The sequence below is a fragment of the Acetobacter oeni genome (genome assembly GCF_011516825.1).
Taxonomy (GTDB): Bacteria; Pseudomonadota; Alphaproteobacteria; order Acetobacterales; family Acetobacteraceae; genus Acetobacter; species Acetobacter oeni.
Map to the genome: position 1 here is coordinate 1 of NZ_WOTA01000001.1, position 17,866 is coordinate 17,866.

Here is a 17,866-nt window from a genome sequence, read left to right on the forward strand (position 1 = left end):
GCCAGACCGCTTCATCGACCACGATACGCAGTTCGAGCAGTATAACGTCGCAAAACTCAACGCACCCGACATCGTGCACACCGCACTCGCTGCTCTCGGTGTCAGCGAGAATAAAGAGCAGATTGCCTAATATGGCGAAACGCCGGGCCGATCAGTTGCTCGTTGATCGTGGTCTGGCCGAAAGCCGGACCAGGGCGCAGGCGCTGATTCTCGCCGGACTGGCGTATCACGGTGACAGACGCGTTAATAAGGCCGGGGATTTGCTGGCGGAAGACGCCTCTCTGAGCCTTAAAGGGCAGGATCACCCATGGGTTTCGCGAGGCGGACTTAAACTCGCGCATGCTTTGCCTTTTTTCGGGTTTTCACCTGCCGGGCAAACTGCCCTTGATGTCGGTTCATCAACCGGAGGGTTTACCGATGTTCTGCTGACTAACGGCGCAGCGCGGGTTTACGCCGTTGATGTCGGGCATGGACAGCTTGCATGGAAGCTGCGATCCGATGACCGGGTTGTTGTGCTGGAAAAACAGAATGCACGTCATCTTGATAGCACGATTATTCCGGAATCGGTGGGAGCTGTGGTTTGCGATGCGAGCTTCATAGGTTTGCGGACGGTGCTTCCTGCCGCTTTGTCACTGACGACGCCAGATGCGTGGGCAGTGGCCCTCATCAAACCTCAGTTTGAGGCCGGTCGCGAACACGTTGGAGCAAAAGGTGTTGTGCGTGATCCGGCTGTTCATGAAAATGTTTGCCAGACGATTGCTGAATGGTGGCAGAGCCAGACAGGCTGGGATGTCCTCGGAATTGAGGCAAGTCCCATTACAGGACCTGAAGGGAATCGCGAGTTCCTGATCGGCGCCCGAAGGAACGGCTGATTCTGTCTCTGCCGATTTTGCTCCCTATTTGCTATCGCTCATGATAGGAGCGCGTCATAATCCCTTTGATTGTCGTATAGGATGACACGCCGTGAGCGACACAGCATTTGCGCTCGACGCAGCTGACCGGGAGCGGATACTCGCCAAGTCAGCATTGTTCTCGCCGCCTCCGGCACAGCTGGATGATGGACGTCGCGAGCTTATCGGTCTTTCGCGGGAAGAGATTACAGAAGAACTGGCCGCTATCGGAGAGAAACCTTTCCGTACCAAGCAGCTCTGGCACTGGATTTATCATCAGGGTGTAACTGATTTCTCCCGGATGAGCAGCATTGCTAAGCCCCTTCAGCAAAAACTGGCCGGGCGTTTCATCGTTGGACGCCCGGAGGCCGCTGTCGTCCAGACATCCACTGATGAAACGCGTAAATTTCTGTTTCGTTTCCGGGACGGGCAGGAAGCCGAGACAGTTTATATTCCGGATCGTAATGAAGATCGCGGCGCTGTCTGCATTTCATCCCAGGTAGGATGCACGCTTTCATGCACGTTCTGCCATACCGGAACGCAGAAGCTGGTCCGTAACCTGGGTGCGGCTGAAATTGTCGGCCAGTTCATGGCGGCCCGCGATTCATATGGTGAGTGGCCAAGCCCGAAAGGCGAGATTCCACGTCTGCTATCGACCATTGTGCTGATGGGTATGGGCGAACCGCTTTATAATTATGAAAATGTCGCGAAGGCGATGCGGATCATCATGGACGGTGAAGGGATTGGTTTGTCTCGTCGCCGGATTACGCTGTCGACCTCCGGTGTCGTGCCGCTGATGGATCGCTGTGGCGATGAACTCGGTATCAATCTGGCTGTTTCGCTGCACGCGGTGCGGGATGATCTGCGTGATCAGATCGTCCCCCTTAATCGTAAATATCCGATTGCTGAAGTTCTGGCTGCCTGTCGACGTTATCCGGCTGCCAGCAATGCCCGACGAATCACATTCGAATATATCATGCTGCGAGGTATCAATGACAGTGAAGCAGATGCCCGTGAACTGGTGCGTCTGATCAGTGGCATTCCCGCCAAGGTCAATCTGATTCCTTTTAATCCATGGCCAGGTAGCGATTACAGGCCGTCAACACGTGAGCAGCAGGTGAAGTTTGCCCGAATTGTCATGGAGGCCGGCTTTGCTTCACCGATCAGAGTCCCTCGTGGCCGCGATATTCTTGCCGCGTGCGGACAACTGAAGACAGAAAGCGAGCGTCAACGTCGGGTAACTGAAGGCGTCTGAAAGCGTTTCCTGAAAATATGATCGGAAAGGTCATCGTTCTCTGTGGTTCGCGTCTTGCGGCCGTGTTCACAAAGGGCGAAGTTTCCAGACTTTAAATCATATTTGTCCTGCGCTTCTGCTGCCAGGGAGTTTTTGTTCATGTCCTATCTTGCTCATCTTTCCGACCGGAAAGTCGTCGCTGTCAGCGGAGATGACCGGGTCCGGTTTCTGCAAGGGCTGGTCTCTAACGACGTGACAACTGTCGCTCCGGGACAAGCTGTGTGGGCTGCTCTGCTGACACCACAGGGGCGCTGGAAAGCAGATTTTTTCATTCTGGTAGATCCGGATGAACCACGTCTGCTTCTGGATTGTGCTGCCGTGCAGGCAGAGATGATTATTGCGACATTATCGAAATTCAGGCTTCGTTCGGATGTTTCTCTGCGTCTCGCCGATCTCGTTGTGCATGCGGCATGGGGAGGGCTGCCTGATGTCGCCACTGTAGAAAATGCCATTGTCGCACACGATCCGCGCCTGCCCGGAGCCGGGTGGCGATTGCTGTGCTCCGAGCCGTCACCGGTGGCCAGGGCTGATGCCGCTTCTTACGATCTGCATCGACTGGTCCTCGGGCTGCCAGATGGCGTGAGAGATTGCGAAGCAGAAAAAACACTTCTGCTGGAAGCGAATTTCGATCTGTTAAACGGTATTTCCTGGACAAAGGGATGCTATATGGGACAGGAACTGACGGCCCGTACCCGCTATCGTGGACTGGTAAAAAAACGGCTTGTCCCGATTGCTTCAGAGGTTCCTGTTCCTGCATCAAGCACGCCTGTGATGACAGATGGCATGGAGGTCGGGCAGATCAGATCAAGTCATGATCACTGCGGTCTCGCATTTCTGCGCCCGTCAGAAGTTGACAGTCATCTGACTGCGAGTGGTCACCGTATCGTTCCACGCATTCCTGCGTGGCTTGCCATGGCGCTTACCCCAAAGCCGGACCCTGACCTCAGACCAGAGGAGACACAGCCGTGAGCGGGTTACGCACTGATGAAAAAATGGTGCTGAGCCAGGAAATCGTGGAGCATGAACTGAGTCGTCTGCGTTTCGATGCAGCCGGTCTGGTGTGCGGGATTGCGCAGCAGTACGATTCAGGTGAGGTGCTTATGGTAGCCTGGCTCAACCGCGAGGCTCTTAAGGAAACTCTTCTGACCGGGCTGGTCTGCTATTATTCCCGCAGCCGTAAATCGCTCTGGCGTAAGGGGGAAACCTCAGGTCAGGTGCAGCGCCTTGTTGAAGCACGTCTGGATTGTGATGGAGACGCGGTTCTTCTGCTTGTCGACCAGACAGGGGTCGCATGTCATACCGGCAGAAGAAGCTGCTTTTATCGTCGTTTTTCTCCGAACGGCCTGGAGACCATCTCAGATCCTGTCATCGCCCCGGAAGCGCTTTACGGCCGTTAAATCTGGGATCGGCTGAGAATTGATTGTGTGTATTCTCACTTTCGCTCATTCTCCGTGGGAATCGTAAACGGCGAAACGGAAAGGTCGGAGAAAGCATGTTGGACAACCAGCCCGTTCAGCCGTCGGGTCATCTGACTATCCGGGTGATCGCAATGCCCGGGAACACAAATGCCGCGGGTGATGTCTTCGGTGGCTGGGTTATGTCGCAGATGGATCTGGCCGCCGGTTCCGCTGCGGGTACGCGAGCCCGCACCAAGACGGTAACGGTGGCAATTGATGGCGTGTCGTTTCTGGCGCCGATGACTGTGGGCGATGAGTTGTCCGTTTACACAAATATCGCACGTGTCGGGCGAACCTCAATGACGATTGAGGTGGAGGCCTGGCGCCGCGTCAGACAGTCAAAAGAAACACAACTGGTCACACGTGGTCGCTTTATCTTCGTTGCGCTCGATGAAAATAATCGACCAGTTACGATTCCGCCTGAAAACTTAGTCTCAGAAGAAGGAAGCGAAGCGGGATAAAAAGTTGCCAAAAAATGGCAATTTTTATCCCGCAAGCAGGCCGGAAGTGACCGGACTACCTGCAAAAAGCCAGTAAGACTGATTCAGGCCAGTGCGGCCTGAGCCAGTTTTACAATTTCTGCAAAAGTAGCTGAATCGTCGAATGCAATTGCAGCAAGAACTTTGCGGTCAATCTCGATGCCTGCCTTATCCAGCCCGTTGATGAAACGGCTGTAGGTCAGACCATGCTCACGTACCGCAGCGTTAATACGCTGAATCCAGAGCCCCCGGAATTCGCGCTTCTTATTGCGGCGATCGCGATAAGCATAACGCAGAGCTTTCTCGACCCGCTCAAGCGCGATGCGGTAATTCGTCGAGGAACGACCGCGATAGCCCTTAGCAAGGTCAAGGACTTTTTTGTGACGGGCGTGAGTGGTAACGCCCCGTTTTACACGTGCCATAGTTCAGATGCTCCTCAGACCAGCCCGTAGGGGGCCCACTGTTTCACGGTCTTCGCATCCATCTCTGTCATGGTCTGCGGGCCGCGATTTGTGCGCTTCATTTTCTGCGAGCGATTGATCAGTCCATGACGCTTATTGCCCGGACCACAGAGCACCTTGCCGGTCGCGGTGATTTTAAACCGCTTCTTGACCGACGATTTCGTCTTCATTTTGGGCATTTCAGTCTCCCTGACATTTGGTCACCTCACAAAGTGAGGCAGACAAGTCACGGCCGGGCATGCCCTACAGGCCCGGGCGCGTGAACGAACGGCGGTCATAACGAACCCGGCGCGGAGTTTCAACCCCGATCGTGTAGCGACGCCTCTGATGTAAAATGCGAAGCCGGCATTTATGCTATAGGACTCAGATCAATGCGTCATCGGCCCCTGTGATGTCATCACGAGCCGGTATAGCTCACGCAAATCTGAAAATAGAGGAAACTGTCTGAATGACCGGCCTGTCGAATGCCACCCTGCACAAACTTCCGCCCGAGGTGCTGACACCCGTTTACGACAGGAAGAGCGTGTTCGTGGGTATCGCCCATATCGGTGTCGGCAATTTTCATCGTGCACATCAGGCTCTTTATATTGATCATATTCTCGGACGCGACGGTCAGAAGGACTGGGGGATTGCTGGTCTCGGGATACGGCAGGGACGTCGTGAAGAGGAACGGGCAGAGGCATTTCACAGGCAGGACGGCATGTTCACTCTGACCGAATTTGCTCCTGACAATACGAGTACGATCCGTGCTGTTGGCTCGGTTGTAAGATATGTGAGCTGCCTCGATGGCTATGAGCCAATTATTGCGCAGCTGGCTGACCCGGCAATCCGTATCGTGAGTCTGACGATTACAGAAGGCGGTTATTTTGTGGACGGTGAAGGCCACTTCCGGCTCGACGATCCGTTCATTGCCGGAGACCTGAAGCGCGAGGTGCCGGAGAGTGCATTCGGCCTTGTGACCGAAGCACTTCGGCGCAGAAGAGAGTCGGGAGCAGGGCCATTTACGGTTCTGTGTTGCGACAATCTTCAGCATAACGGGCGCGTGGCGCAGGCGGCTTTCTGCGGTTTTGCAGAAGCGCGCGATGCGTCTCTGGGGGCATGGATACGGGAGAATGTCTCGTTTCCATCATGCATGGTCGACAGAATTGCCCCTTCCGTTACTGATGAGGATATCCGCCGTCTTGATAAAGAGAGCGGCGTCGATGATCTGATGCCTGTTTATTCGGAAGATTTCATACAATGGGTCATTGAGGATAAATTTTGCGCCGGACGCCCGGAGTTTGAGGCTGTTGGCGTGCAGATGACTGAGAATGTCGAGCCTTATGAGCAGGTTAAACTCAGGATGCTGAACGCCGGTCATTCCGTCCTGGCATTCTGCGGGCTTATGCTGGGGTATCGCAAAGTCGATGAGGCGGTGGGAGACGCACGCCTCATTGCTCTGCTGGAGCGTTTTCTGAATGATGATGTGGCTCCTCTTCTTTCACCACCATCGGACATAAATCTGGCGGCATACGCTGCGCAGGTTGTGCATCGTTTTCGTAATCATGCCGTCGGTGATCAGCTTGAGCGCATTGCCTCCGACAGTTTTTCAAAACTACCGGTCTTTCTGGGGCAGACTGTTCATGAACTCATCAGGAAGGGGAGTGACACACGGCGTGAGGCATTCGCCCTTGCGTGCTGGGCGGAATGCGAATGCGGTAAGGATGGCAAGGGTAATCCGATTGAAATTAGCGAACCTGCGGCAACCGACGAGCAGAAAGCGGTTTTTAAAGACAGTAATCTGCTCGCGGTTTTCGATCTCCCGATGTTTGAGGGCTGGGGTATCGCTGACTGTCAGACCTTCCGGGAAATGTTCAGACATTACCGGTCAGACATCAGGTCAAAAGGTCCTGCCCGGGTTCTCTCAACACTCTGAGCTTCATTTTTCCGCCGCTGTAAAATCGGCTGACCACTCACCAGGAGGTCAGCCAGATTCATGTGGGTGAAAAACCGGTCATGGTAAATCAGGCCTGATTGCCATTTCTTTTATGTGGGCTGCCGGAATGTTCCAGGGTCTCTTTGCATCCGTGGCGTAGCTGGCAAAGAAAACAAAACTAAGAATTCTGTCTGTATTCGTTCGTATACAGACAGAATTCGCTAATTTCCTAGTACATATGGAAAAATAATCACAGTAGTGATAAAAATTCCGGCATGACATAAATCATATGCTTATTTTGCAGTTCTTCTGAATGAGTTATGCATTTATTGCAGGATGCGGAGCAACGGTCACCGATTCTGCATACGCGTAACAGGTCACACTTCATTTGCAGAAGTGCTGTACGGCTATGTGCAGTGAAACGGGGCGGGCCGGTTTTCCGGTAGTGAGGGTTCAGTGATTAAACGCATACTCGCGATCATAGTCGGCGCAGGAATTGCCGGCGGAGCAGGTTTTCTCTGGTACGCGTGGTACCCTGCGCTACCAAAAGTGGCGCCGCCGCAGCCCGGGCAGTTCAGTGCGGCTAAGATTGAGCGCGGTCGTATTGTCGCGGCCGAGAGTTACTGCGTTGAGTGTCATACGCGCCAGGATATCGGGGGAGGCCCCAGACTTGCCGGCGACTATAAGATGGTTTCGCCGTTCGGTGCCATTTATTCGTCAAATATTACGCCTGACCCTGAAACCGGGATCGGGAACTGGTCCGAAGAGGCTCTGCGTCGGGCTCTGAGATATGGCATTTCGCGCGATGGGTCTCATCTGCTGCCAGCCTTCGTATATGATCATTTCACGAAAATGACCGATGCGGATATCTCTGATCTCTATGCTTGGATCATGTCCCAGCCGGCAGTGCATATGACGCGCAGACCTAATGGTTTCCCGCTGTCTATTTCACCTCGTTTCACGCTGGCCGGGTGGAAGCTCCTTTATTTCCGGCCTGGTGTCTATCAACCCGATCCGAAGCATGATGCGATGTGGAATCGCGGTGCATATCTTGCGGAAGGCGCGGCGCACTGTGGGGCATGTCATACGCCTCGTGGCCTGCTCGGCGCGGAAAAAGTGCCGGACGAAATGTATGACGGTGGCGCTGTTGATGGCTGGATTGCCCCGCCGCTGAACGATAAAAATCCGACGCCGGTCGTATGGACGGAAGATGAATTATACGACTACCTGCGTAACGGCGTTGCGCCTCTTCATGGCCCTGCGGGTGGTCCGATGTCGCCGGTGGCGCACGATTTTCTGGCAACCGTGCCGGAAGAAGATGTGCACGCGATTGCCCATTATTTTGCTGATGTGGACCATGCCGCACAGCGCGTGGGTGGCGACAAGGCTGCTCTCCGGACTGCAATGGAGCAGTCGAAGCGGGATCTTGCGGGGAGTGTGCTGAGCACTGATCCGGATGCGCGCCTGTATCAGGGAGCCTGTGCGGCATGTCACTATAATGCCGCCCCGATGCCCGTGCTCGGTCGCCCGGAACTCGCGCTGAATAATGCGCTCTGGCTGGATGAGCCGACCAATCTGTATCTCGTGATGCTTCGCGGTCTGACTGCGGAAGAGGGGCAGAGTGGCGTGGCAATGCCAAGTTTTTACAACGCACTGAGTGATCATGACATGGCGCGTATAGCTGCTTATCTCCGTCGTACACGGACGACGCTGCCGCCATGGACCGATCTCGATAAGAAAGCCGCGGAAGCCCGCAAACTGGTGGAAGAACCGCCAGTCAATTCTTCGCACTGAGTCTCGCCATGAGTTGGGATCACGGAGCCGTATTATGATCAAATTCAAACTCAATGGCCGTGACGTATCGCTCGACGTGCCTGAAGATACACCTCTCCTGTGGGCCATTCGTGATGACCTGGGGCTGACCGGAACCAAATTCGGTTGCGGTGTCGGGCAGTGCGGTGCCTGCACTGTTCATGTTGGTGGTCGGGCAACACGATCCTGCATTACGCCGGTTTCCGCGATTGAAGACGCGGAGGTGACGACGATTGAGGGGCTGGATCCGGCTGGCGACCATCCGGTGCAGGAAGCCTGGCGTGATATTCAGGTGCCGCAATGTGGTTACTGTCAGTCGGGGCAGATCATGCAGGCCGCAAGCCTGCTGAAAGACTATCCATCCCCGACAGATGAAGAAATTGACGGCGTCATGGGCGGCAGTCTCTGCCGTTGCATGACGTATATCCGTATTCGTAAGGCCATTAAGCAGGCCGCTGCTGCGATGCAGTCCAAAAATTCCGGGGAGACGTCCAATGGGTAGGCTCGAACGCATTGCCGCCGAGCAGGACCGCGCCGCAGGCCGCGGTCTGTCCCGTCGTGGCTTTCTCTCTGCCGCTGCGGGCAGTACCCTTCTGTTCGGTTTTGCGCGTCAGACAAAGGCAGCTCAGCTTTATCCACCCGGGGCTCCGCTGCCACCGGAAGAATTTGAACCGACGATCTGGTGTTCGGTCGCACCTGACGGAACCGTTAACGTCAATATCATCCGGGCAGAGATGGGGCAGCACATTGGTACGGCCCTCGCAAGGATCATAGCTGATGAAATGGAAGCCGACTGGGACAAGGTAAAGATTACCTATGTCGATACAGACCCGAAATGGGGACTGATGGTTACCGGTGGCTCGTGGTCTGTCTGGATGACGTGGGATGTCTTCCGTCAGGCCGGTGCGGCCGCGCGGACGGTGCTTGTCGAGGAAGGTGCTAAACTGCTCGGCGTGACGCCGGAGAAATGCGTTGCCCGCAACGGCATGGTCATCGCAGGAGCGCGTTCGATTTCTTTTGGCGACATCGTGGCTCAGGCGAAACCTGTACGCAGCTTTACGCCGGACCAGATGAAAAATCTGCCCTTGAAGCCTGCGTCCGACCGTCGTCTGATAGGCAAGGAAGTCAAGGCGCTTGATATTCCATCTAAGACAGATGGGACGGCGATTTACGGTATTGATGCCAAAATTGACGGAATGGTTTACGGGCGTCCGAAGATGCCGCCGACCCGATATGGCTCGAAAGTTGTGTCTGTTGATGACAGCGTGGCAAAGAAAGTTCGCGGTTATCTTCGCTACATAGTGCTTGATGATCCTTCTGATACGGTGCCAGGCTGGGTCGTTGTGCTGGCCTCCTCGTATCCCGCAGCAATCCGGGCGACAGATGCTCTGAAGGTTGAGTGGACGCCCGGTAAGACAGCTCACGTCATGGAGAAAGACATTCTCGATCACGGCCGCATGCAAATTGACGGCAGCGATGGCGGGACGATGATATTTAACGATCGCGGTGTTGATGACGCGTTCAAACGCGCTCATCGCGTTGTCGAGCGTGAATATACATGCGCGTCGGTGATGCACTATCAGCTGGAGCCGATGAACGCGATTGCCCGGCTTAAAGACGGCATATGGGAAATCCATTGCGGCAATCAGTGGCAAACATTGTTTCTCCCGGTCATTGCCAAATCTCTGGCTGTTCCGGAATCCAAAGTGAAGATGATGAGCTATCTTCTCGGAGGGGGGTTCGGTCGCCGTCTGAATGGCGACTACGCTGTTCCGGCAGCTCTGACGTCTAAGGCAATCGGCGGCAAACCGGTCAAACTGATTCTGACGCGCTCCGACGACATGATGTTTGATTCAATCCGCTCGCCTTCTGTTCAGACGGTGCGGGTCGCTCTTGATGAGAAGAACACGCTCATCGGGATGCAGCATCATGCCGCAGCAGGCTGGCCCACACAGGTTATGGCCGCAGCCTTTATGCAAAAAGGAGTGGACGGCAAACCCTATGATCAGTTCGCGATTGCCGGTGCTGATCACTGGTATGATTGCGGTCCGGTCCGGGTGCGTGCTCTGAGCAATGATCTTGCTAATGACACGTTTCGTCCTGGCTGGCTCCGCTCGGTAAGTTCTGGCTGGACGCCATGGGCAGCCGAGCAGTTCTGGGATGAAATCGCGCATGAGATCGGCAGAGATCCTGTTGAACTTCGCCTTTCTATGCTGAATGGCGGCGGACAGGACGGCAGAAATAAAGGCGAAGCTCCCGATTCAGTTGGCGGTGCTTTGCGGCAGGCTGCTGTGCTGAAACGACTGGCGCAAAAGGTCGAGTGGGGTAAACCGCTTCCGAAAGACACAGCTATCGGCATCGCAACCACGTTCGGGCAGGAACGTGGGATGCCGACCTGGACTGCCGGCGCTGTGCGGGTTCGGGTCGATCGTAAAACCGGAATCGTGACCTGTGAGAAAATATGGCTCGTGCTTGATGCAGGAACGGTGGTCGATCCCGACGGCGCTATGGCTCAGACAGAAGGCGGTGCGCTGTGGGGGCTGAGTATGGCCCTGTGCGAAGGTAGTGAGATTGTTGATGGCGTCTGTAAAGATCGCAATCTGGACACTTACACGCCGCTTCGGATAGCCGATGTTCCTGAAATGGATATTGAATTCGTTGAAAGCACTGAAAAGCCAATGGGTCTGGGTGAGCCGGGAGTAACAACCATCGGCGCAGCTATTGGCAATGCGATCTTTAACGCGGTGGGTGTTCGTCTTCGACATCAGCCTGTTCGCCCGGCAGATGTGCTGGCTGCTCTGAAGGAAAAAAGCTCGACCTGAACTACTGGTTTCGATGCGGGCAGGGTGATGTTCTGTCTGCATCGAAACCTTTGACACTTATTTGAATTTCCCGGCCGGTATGGTCAGGGGAAACCCGGTTCGCCTGGACAAGATGACTTTGAATCTCTGTCTGCCGGATATCCGGATCACAACCTGTTCTGTTAAATACCTGGATCGCACATCAGGTTCTTCGTGAGTTTCTGCGGGCCTTAATCAAACAGAAAATTCTGATCTTATGCGACCGCTGCGTTCCGGTAAGTCGGAATCTTGTGTGCAGCTTATGGTTGAAAAGTGAATTACGACACCACACATATTTTCAGTAAAGAACTGCTCTCCTTAAAAGGCAGTCTATTTAATTGACCTAAAAGTTAAAAAAGAAGGGGATACTCATAAATGGCTGAACAGGAGACCGGAACTCCGTCGACCTCGACCGGAGCGGAACAGCATGAATTCAGCGCGGAGGTCGGACGTCTTCTCGATCTTGTCGTCCATTCTCTTTATTCCGAACGTGAGATTTTTCTGCGTGAACTCGTCGCAAATGCGGCAGATGCGACAGATAAACGGCGGTTCGAGGCGCTGACGGATGGTGCCCGCGCTTTGCCGGATGATGCGAAAATTCGCATTAATCCTGATAAGGATGCCCGGCTGCTGACCATTTCTGATGATGGTTCCGGCATGAGCCGGGAAGAACTCGTCAGTAATCTGGGAACGATTGCCCGTTCGGGGACACGTGCGTTCGGCAAAGAACTGGAATCTGCCAAACCGGAAGATAAGCCAAATCTGATTGGTCAGTTTGGTGTCGGCTTTTATGCCGCCTTTATGGTGGCGGATCGGGTTGAAGTTGTCTCACGTCGTGCCGGATCGGATGAGGCATGGCGCTGGGTATCTGAAGGAAAAGGTGCCTATACGATTGAGCCTGCGACGCGTGACAAAGCGGGCACCGACATCACGCTGCATATAAAAGAAGATGCGGACGAATTTCTTGAGCCATGGAAGCTTCAGGAGATTATCCGCAAATGGGCGGATCATATTTCCTGGCCTGTTACCATTTTGAAAGACGACGGTGAAAGCCCGGCCAATGAAGGTACAGCATTGTGGCGGAAGCCGAAAAGCGAACTAACCGACGATCAGATCAATGATTTTTATCGTCATATCACGCATAATTTCGATACCCCCTGGGCAACACTTCACTGGCATGCCGAAGGGACGATAGAATTTAGCGCCCTGCTGTTTATCCCCGGGTCCCGTCCGTTCGAATTTGGTGAACAGTCTCGGGAAAGTAAGATTCGCCTGCATGTCCGGCGCATGTTCATTACTGACGATGCGATGCTGCTTCCCGCATGGCTGCGTTTTGTTCAGGGCGTGGTGGACACGGAAGACCTGCCGCTGAACGTCTCACGTGAAATGCTGCAATCGACGCCGGTTCTTGCGCGTATCCGCAAGGCTGTCACAGGTCGCGTGCTGAATGAACTTAAATCCCGCTCATCTGACGCAGATTCATTCCTGACATTCTGGGAAAATTTTGGCTCGATTATCAAGGAAGGAATCTGGGAGGATGCCGAGCACCGTACCGAACTGGCCGGTCTGGCCCGTTTCCGGTCGAGTGTTCTCTCTGTCACCGAAAATTCAGGGGATACGCCGAACTCCTGGACAACTCTGGTCGATTATATTTCCCGGATGAAGCCAGAGCAGGACGCGATTTACTATCTCACAGGTGATAATGAAGAGGCGCTTGCCAGTTCACCGCAACTCGAGGGTTTTCGGGCGCGCGGGATCGAAGTTTTGCTGCTGTCCGAGCCGGTTGATTCTTTCTGGCCGGACCGTTTGACCAGCTTTGAAGGTAAGTCGCTGAAGAGCGTGACTCAGGGCCATGCGGATCTTGAAAAGTTTCTGGTCGAGGGTGAGGCTGCGGAAGGAGAAGCCGCAGATCTGGAAATTCTGATCCCGGCGCTCAAAGAAGCTCTGGGCAACGATGTTTCAGACGTCCGGGGTACTGATCGTCTGGTCACCAGTGCGGTTGTTCTGGCTGCTCCGGAGCATGGCATGGACCTGCAGATGCTCAAGCTTATGCGACGCAGTGGGCAGAAAGTCCCGGAGACAGCACCCATACTGGAGCTGAATCCTCGTAACGACCTTGTGAGGGAGCTTGCGCGTAAGGCTGCCGAGAAAAGTGCCGCAGTCAGCGAGTTGGCAAAAGTTCTTCTGGATGTTGCGCGTATTCAGGACGGGGAAAGCCCGAAAGATCCCGCTTTGTTTGCTCAGCGTCTGACCGGGTTGCTGGCAGAAGCTGTCAAAGTCGGGTGAGAGAGGCTGTTTGGTCGTCGAATGACTGTATTTTTCGGCTGATACGGATGACCTGATTTTGAAGACCGGCTGACTATTGAAAATATAGTCAGCCGAGTTGAACGAGCCTGATTTTTTATCAGGTCCCGAAAGTTTCGCGTTTTACTTCGAGTTCGAGCCACTGCTCTTCTGCTGTTGTCAGCGCGCGCTCGGCAGTGTCGAGTGCTTCGGTGTGGCGATTAAAAGCTTTCGGGTCGCGGGAATAGAGATCAGCATCAGCCAGTTTCCTGCGAAGCTTTTCGATCTCCGTTTCCAGCTCAGCGATCCGGCCAGGCAATTTCTCCAGGGCATGCTGGTCTTTATAAGACAACTTTCGTGTACCGACAGTTTTTTGCGTCGGAACCAAAGAGGGCAGAGCTTTCTCATGCTCCGGAGAGGGGTGCTGTTCCGGAACATGTCGTTCGTCAGGTGCTACACCCGCACGCTGCGCCAGCATGTCGCTATAGCCGCCAGCATATTCGGTCCATGAGCCGCCCCCCGTTGCTACCAGAACTGATGTTGCAACGCGGTCAAGAAAGTCGCGGTCGTGGCTGACAATCAGAACTGTTCCGTCATAGGCCGCCAGCATTTCCTGCAGAAGATCGAGTGTTTCAAGATCGAGATCATTTGTCGGTTCGTCGAGAACAAGCAGATTAGAGGGACGTGCAAGCGCACAGGCCAGCATCAGGCGCCCCCGTTCTCCACCTGACAGCCGTCCGACCGGAGTGCGTGCCTGCTCAGGACGAAACAGAAAATCTTTCATGTAACCAATGACATGCCGCTTTTCATCTCCGACCTGAACCATATCGCCGCCACCGCCGGTCAGCGTGTCGGCAAGTGTCCGGTCCGGATCAAGGGCACGGCGTTGCTGGTCGAGTGTAATCATGGCGACGGAAGGCCCTAGGGTAACGGTGCCGGAGTCCGGAGTATCAACGCCCGTCAGCAACCGGAGCAGTGTGGTTTTGCCAGCTCCGTTCGCTCCGACAATCCCCATTCGGTCCCCTCGTATGACCCGAAGATCCAGATTTTTTACGATTGGTCTGTTGCCCCATGCCTTGGACACCTGCTCCGCTACGGAAACGAGCTTTCCGGACTGGCCTGTTGTCTGGGCTGTCAGGGTGACATTTCCCTGTGGACGTACGGCGTCCATGCGTGCCGCACGAAGAGCTCCCAGTTCGGCTACCCGGCGGACATTCCGTTTGCGGCGTCCCGTGACGCCGTAGCGCATCCAGTCTTCCTCACGGGCAATCTGTCGATCAAGTTTGTGGGCATCACGTTCTTCCTGCTCAAGAACCTCCTCGCGCCATGTTTCGAACCGCTCAAAACCCTGATCGAGACGTCGTGTTGTTCCCCGCTCGAGCCAGACTACGCTGCGTGACAGGGTTTCAAGCAGACGTCTGTCATGACTGATAATGACCATGGCTGTGCGAAGAGAAAGCAATTCGCGTTCCAGCCACTCAATGGTTGGCATGTCGAGGTGATTCGTAGGCTCATCAAGGAGCAGGACATCCGGTTCAGCGGCAAGAACACGGGCGAGAGCACAGCGTCGCGCTTCGCCACCCGACAAAGTCGCCGGATTTTCCTCCGGACTCATCCCGAGTGCGTCGAGCATGGCGCTGGCACGCCACTCGGCGGAAGGATCGGTCAGACCGGCAAGAACGTAGTCGAGTGCGGTATTGTGTCCTGAAAGATCGGGCTCTTGCGGAAGGTAGCGCAGAGTCGTCCCGGGCTGGAGAAATCTGGTGCCGGAGTCAGCTAAAATTTCCCCGGCCGCAATGCGAAGAAGCGTTGATTTTCCGGAACCATTGCGTCCGACAAGGCATAGCCTTTCGCCCGCAGAGATCGAGAATCCGGTCCCTTCCAGTAATGGTTTCCCACCAAGAGTGAGAGTGATGTCCTGAAGCAGGAGAAGAGGAGGAGCAGCCATGTCCGGAAAGTGCGGCCAAGCGCTGTGCGATGCAAGCTGTCAGACGGTTTTCTGCCTCAAATATCCGGCGCGGTGCCATATCAGGGAAGAGGGACCCCGCCTGTGATGGCCTGATATGTCGCGGTTGCCAGCGTCATGGGTTCGAACGGTTTGGTGATGACGAAGGACGGTTCGACGGTGTTACCTGTCAGAAGACATTCAGGATAAGCAGTTACGAAGATCACCGGGACAGTCATGGACTGCATGATTTCGGTGACGGCATCCATGCCATTGCCACCGTCACCGAGATTGATGTCGGCAAGAATCAGACCGGGGCGTGTTTCCTTTGCAAGGGCAACAGCTTCTGCCTGCGTATGTGCAACCCCCGCCACAGTATGACCACATCGCAGAACAAGATCTTCAATGTCCATGGCGATAATCGGTTCGTCTTCAATAATCAGAATTGACGTCTGGGAGACGGAGCGGATTGTTTTATGTGCCGCGGCGATCTGAGCTTCCGCTTCTTCAGGCTTCAGTTCCAGAATTCTGGCTGCCTGTCCGGCCGACACGCCTTCGAGCGTAGTAAGAAGTAAAAGCTCACGCTGTATGAGGGTGAGTGTATGTGGCTGCTCCCCATCGCTCAGGCTTGCCGCTTTTTGCGAAATCGCGCGATACAGACCATGGCGGGCCGGAAGCGCTTCTCCCGCGCGGGATGCAAGATCACGGAGGCTTTCAGCAACCAGAAGGTCGCCACGTGGCTGGCTTCCGGTCAGGGCCCGTGCATAACGTCGCGCATAGGGGAGGGCGCGGATCAGTTCGCTTCGTTGCGAATCGGGCATCGTGGAGTTTCCTTACGCGGCAGGAACCGAAATGACAGGCGGTATTAAATTGGCATGGCGGACCATGATCAGAAAAGGGCCTGTTTTCTGAGTGCTGCGGCAAATTCCGATTGTGCGCCAGTGCCAGGAAACAATACGAAGGCAGAGAATGCTTCTGCTTCATCCCGGTTTCGTGATGAAATCGTTGGTCTTTTGCCTGAATTACGCGCTTTTTCGCGTTTTCTGAGCCACGACAGGGTGCGGGCTGATGATCTTGTACAGGAAGCTGTCATGCGGGCTCTTGCATCACGGGCGCAATTTGATCCTTCGACAAATCTGAAAGCCTGGACTTTTACCATTTTGCGCAATTTATTCTACGAGCAGGGGCGTCGCCGCAAACGTGAGCAGGCGGTTCTGGAACAATATGGTTCAGGCACCCGTATGAATGCCAGTCCGGATGCTGATTCTTATCAGGTATCCGATCTCGACAGCATGCTCTGGCAACTGTCGCCGCTTTTGCGTGAAGCTCTGATGCTCGTCGGAGCCCAGGAGATGTCATATGATGAGGCGGCTGTTATCTGTGGTGTGGCTGTCGGAACGATGAAAGCCCGTGTCTCCCGGGCTCGCGCGGCGCTTATCGCAATTCGGGATTGCGCCGTGAAAGACAATTAAACGGGTCTGTTTTCTGCTCTGGTATGAATGGTCTCTCGTTTTCGTGATATCTTTCTTCAGGTTCGATGCAACCAAATCAGTTCCCCATTCATTCATTGTTCAGAATAAGGGGAATAAAGATAATGGCTGATACATTCCATACCCAGATTGTTTCTATCCTGCCGAAGCTTCGTGTTCAGGCTCTCGCTCTGACCCGCAATCGCGCACAGGCTGAAGATCTGGTTCAGGATGCGGTGTGCAACGCTTTGAATGCACGCGACAGCTTCATTCCCGGAACGAATTTTGCGGCATGGATGCATCGTATCCTTCGTAACCGTTTCATATCGGATCTCAGAAAACAGCGGGCTACATCTGACATTGATGATGTTCCGGGTGAGCTTTTGTCCAGTAAGGCGGATCACGAAGACCGCCTGGCTGTGAAAGATCTTGGATATGCTCTGGCCCGACTTCCGGATGACCAGCGTGAGGCGCTGGTTATGGTTGTGCTGCATGGTATGAGCTATCAGGAGCTGGCGGAATCCACAGGATGTGCTGTGGGAACGGCAAAGAGCCGTGTCTTCAGGGCGCGGCGTCAGCTTGAAGCCTGGATGACCGGGGAGCTTCCGGAAGATGACGGGTTGCGTCAGCGTGCATCTGCGTTGCGTAACGAGGTTGATCGCCGGAAAATGATGGGCGCAGCAACCCGTTCGAACGGGTTGCGTGGATAAATTAAGATTCGGGGAATAAATTTTTAAGCCGGGGTATGGTATGGTGACCCATTCTTTCCCGGCATCGCGCCCGGAGCCTTTGGAACATTTGCCGGGATGGTTGTCGATGTCGGCCAGGGACGAGAAGTCCGTATCTGCGAAAAAAAGCAGAAAAAGAGGGGACGACGCCTTTGAGATATGGCTCCGGCGTGGGTTGCATCAGCTTTTTGATGATGTGGCAAAGGAGCCTGTCCCGGAGGAATTGCTGAAGATTATCGAAGAGGACAGGGATTCATGAGGCGACTTCGCCGAAGATTTTTGTCATTTTCTGA

17 protein-coding genes are annotated in these 17,866 nt (G+C 54.6%); 13 read left to right on the top strand and 4 right to left on the bottom strand.

What is annotated here, in order from left to right:
- Positions 1–131: 131 nt before the first annotated feature.
- The 5 genes from GOB90_RS00005 to GOB90_RS00025 all read left to right on the top strand — a co-directional run bounded on the left by GOB90_RS00005 (position 132) and on the right by GOB90_RS00025 (position 4,102).
- On the top strand, positions 132–872 hold the full coding sequence (locus GOB90_RS00005) for a TlyA family RNA methyltransferase (RefSeq protein WP_146885122.1): 741 nt from the start codon (positions 132–134) through the stop codon (positions 870–872).
- A gap of 91 nt (positions 873–963) precedes the next feature.
- Entirely contained in the window at positions 964–2,145 is a 1,182-nt protein-coding gene (rlmN, locus tag GOB90_RS00010) for a 23S rRNA (adenine(2503)-C(2))-methyltransferase RlmN (RefSeq protein WP_146885124.1), read from the top strand.
- Between the two features lie 138 nt (positions 2,146–2,283).
- On the top strand, positions 2,284–3,153 hold the full coding sequence (gene ygfZ / locus GOB90_RS00015) for a CAF17-like 4Fe-4S cluster assembly/insertion protein YgfZ (protein WP_146885126.1): 870 nt from the start codon (positions 2,284–2,286) through the stop codon (positions 3,151–3,153).
- 23 nt (positions 3,154–3,176) lie between these two features.
- Entirely contained in the window at positions 3,177–3,581 is a 405-nt protein-coding gene (gene hisI / locus GOB90_RS00020; RefSeq protein ID WP_146885422.1) for a phosphoribosyl-AMP cyclohydrolase, read from the top strand.
- 95 nt (positions 3,582–3,676) lie between these two features.
- Complete coding sequence (locus GOB90_RS00025) at positions 3,677–4,102, top strand: acyl-CoA thioesterase (protein ID WP_146885128.1); 426 nt, start codon at positions 3,677–3,679, stop codon at positions 4,100–4,102.
- 83 nt (positions 4,103–4,185) lie between these two features.
- Here GOB90_RS00025 and rplT read toward each other — a convergent pair whose 3' ends face one another.
- Together rplT and rpmI are read right to left on the bottom strand one after the other, a co-directional pair.
- Positions 4,186–4,542 (bottom strand): 50S ribosomal protein L20, encoded by a 357-nt coding sequence (gene rplT / locus GOB90_RS00030; RefSeq protein ID WP_146885130.1) that lies wholly within the window; start codon positions 4,540–4,542, stop codon positions 4,186–4,188.
- 14 nt (positions 4,543–4,556) lie between these two features.
- Entirely contained in the window at positions 4,557–4,760 is a 204-nt protein-coding gene (gene rpmI, locus GOB90_RS00035) for a 50S ribosomal protein L35 (RefSeq protein WP_146885132.1), read from the bottom strand.
- 269 nt (positions 4,761–5,029) lie between these two features.
- On the opposite strand from rpmI, the gene GOB90_RS00040 reads away from it, so the two are divergent.
- The 5 genes from GOB90_RS00040 (at position 5,030) to htpG (ending at position 13,434) form a co-directional block, all read left to right on the top strand.
- Complete coding sequence (locus GOB90_RS00040; RefSeq protein ID WP_146885134.1) at positions 5,030–6,496, top strand: mannitol dehydrogenase family protein; 1,467 nt, start codon at positions 5,030–5,032, stop codon at positions 6,494–6,496.
- Positions 6,497–6,952: 456 nt separating this feature from the next.
- Positions 6,953–8,290 (top strand): c-type cytochrome, encoded by a 1,338-nt coding sequence (locus tag GOB90_RS00045; RefSeq protein WP_146885136.1) that lies wholly within the window; start codon positions 6,953–6,955, stop codon positions 8,288–8,290.
- Positions 8,291–8,324: 34 nt separating this feature from the next.
- Entirely contained in the window at positions 8,325–8,810 is a 486-nt protein-coding gene (locus tag GOB90_RS00050) for a (2Fe-2S)-binding protein (RefSeq protein ID WP_146885138.1), read from the top strand.
- On the top strand, positions 8,803–11,130 hold the full coding sequence (locus GOB90_RS00055) for a xanthine dehydrogenase family protein molybdopterin-binding subunit (RefSeq protein WP_146885140.1): 2,328 nt from the start codon (positions 8,803–8,805) through the stop codon (positions 11,128–11,130). The genes GOB90_RS00050 and GOB90_RS00055 overlap by 8 nt, the downstream gene beginning before the upstream one ends.
- A gap of 393 nt (positions 11,131–11,523) precedes the next feature.
- Positions 11,524–13,434 (top strand): molecular chaperone HtpG, encoded by a 1,911-nt coding sequence (gene htpG / locus GOB90_RS00060; protein WP_146885143.1) that lies wholly within the window; start codon positions 11,524–11,526, stop codon positions 13,432–13,434.
- Between the two features lie 118 nt (positions 13,435–13,552).
- On the opposite strand, the gene GOB90_RS00065 is transcribed toward htpG, so the two are convergent.
- The gene (locus GOB90_RS00065) at positions 13,553–15,379 is read right to left on the bottom strand and encodes an ABC-F family ATP-binding cassette domain-containing protein (RefSeq protein ID WP_146885145.1); all 1,827 of its coding nucleotides are present in this window, start codon (positions 15,377–15,379) and stop codon (positions 13,553–13,555) included.
- An 80-nt stretch (positions 15,380–15,459) separates the two neighbouring features.
- Positions 15,460–16,197 carry a response regulator gene (locus GOB90_RS00070; RefSeq protein WP_146885147.1) on the bottom strand — a complete coding sequence of 246 codons (738 nt, stop codon included), beginning with the start codon at positions 16,195–16,197 and terminating at the stop codon, positions 15,460–15,462.
- A 180-nt stretch (positions 16,198–16,377) separates the two neighbouring features.
- Here GOB90_RS00070 and GOB90_RS00075 point away from each other — a divergent pair, with 180 nt between their 5' ends.
- From GOB90_RS00075 to GOB90_RS19895, 3 genes are all read left to right on the top strand, one after another.
- Positions 16,378–16,848 (top strand): sigma-70 family RNA polymerase sigma factor, encoded by a 471-nt coding sequence (locus tag GOB90_RS00075; RefSeq protein WP_373322047.1) that lies wholly within the window; start codon positions 16,378–16,380, stop codon positions 16,846–16,848.
- A 122-nt stretch (positions 16,849–16,970) separates the two neighbouring features.
- Positions 16,971–17,555, top strand: coding sequence for a sigma-70 family RNA polymerase sigma factor (locus tag GOB90_RS00080; RefSeq protein ID WP_146885151.1), 585 nt, complete (start codon positions 16,971–16,973; stop codon positions 17,553–17,555).
- A gap of 106 nt (positions 17,556–17,661) precedes the next feature.
- A complete protein-coding gene (locus GOB90_RS19895) occupies positions 17,662–17,832 on the top strand; it encodes a NepR family anti-sigma factor (RefSeq protein ID WP_456304216.1) in 171 nt (56 codons plus the stop codon).
- Positions 17,833–17,866: the final 34 nt, after the last annotated feature.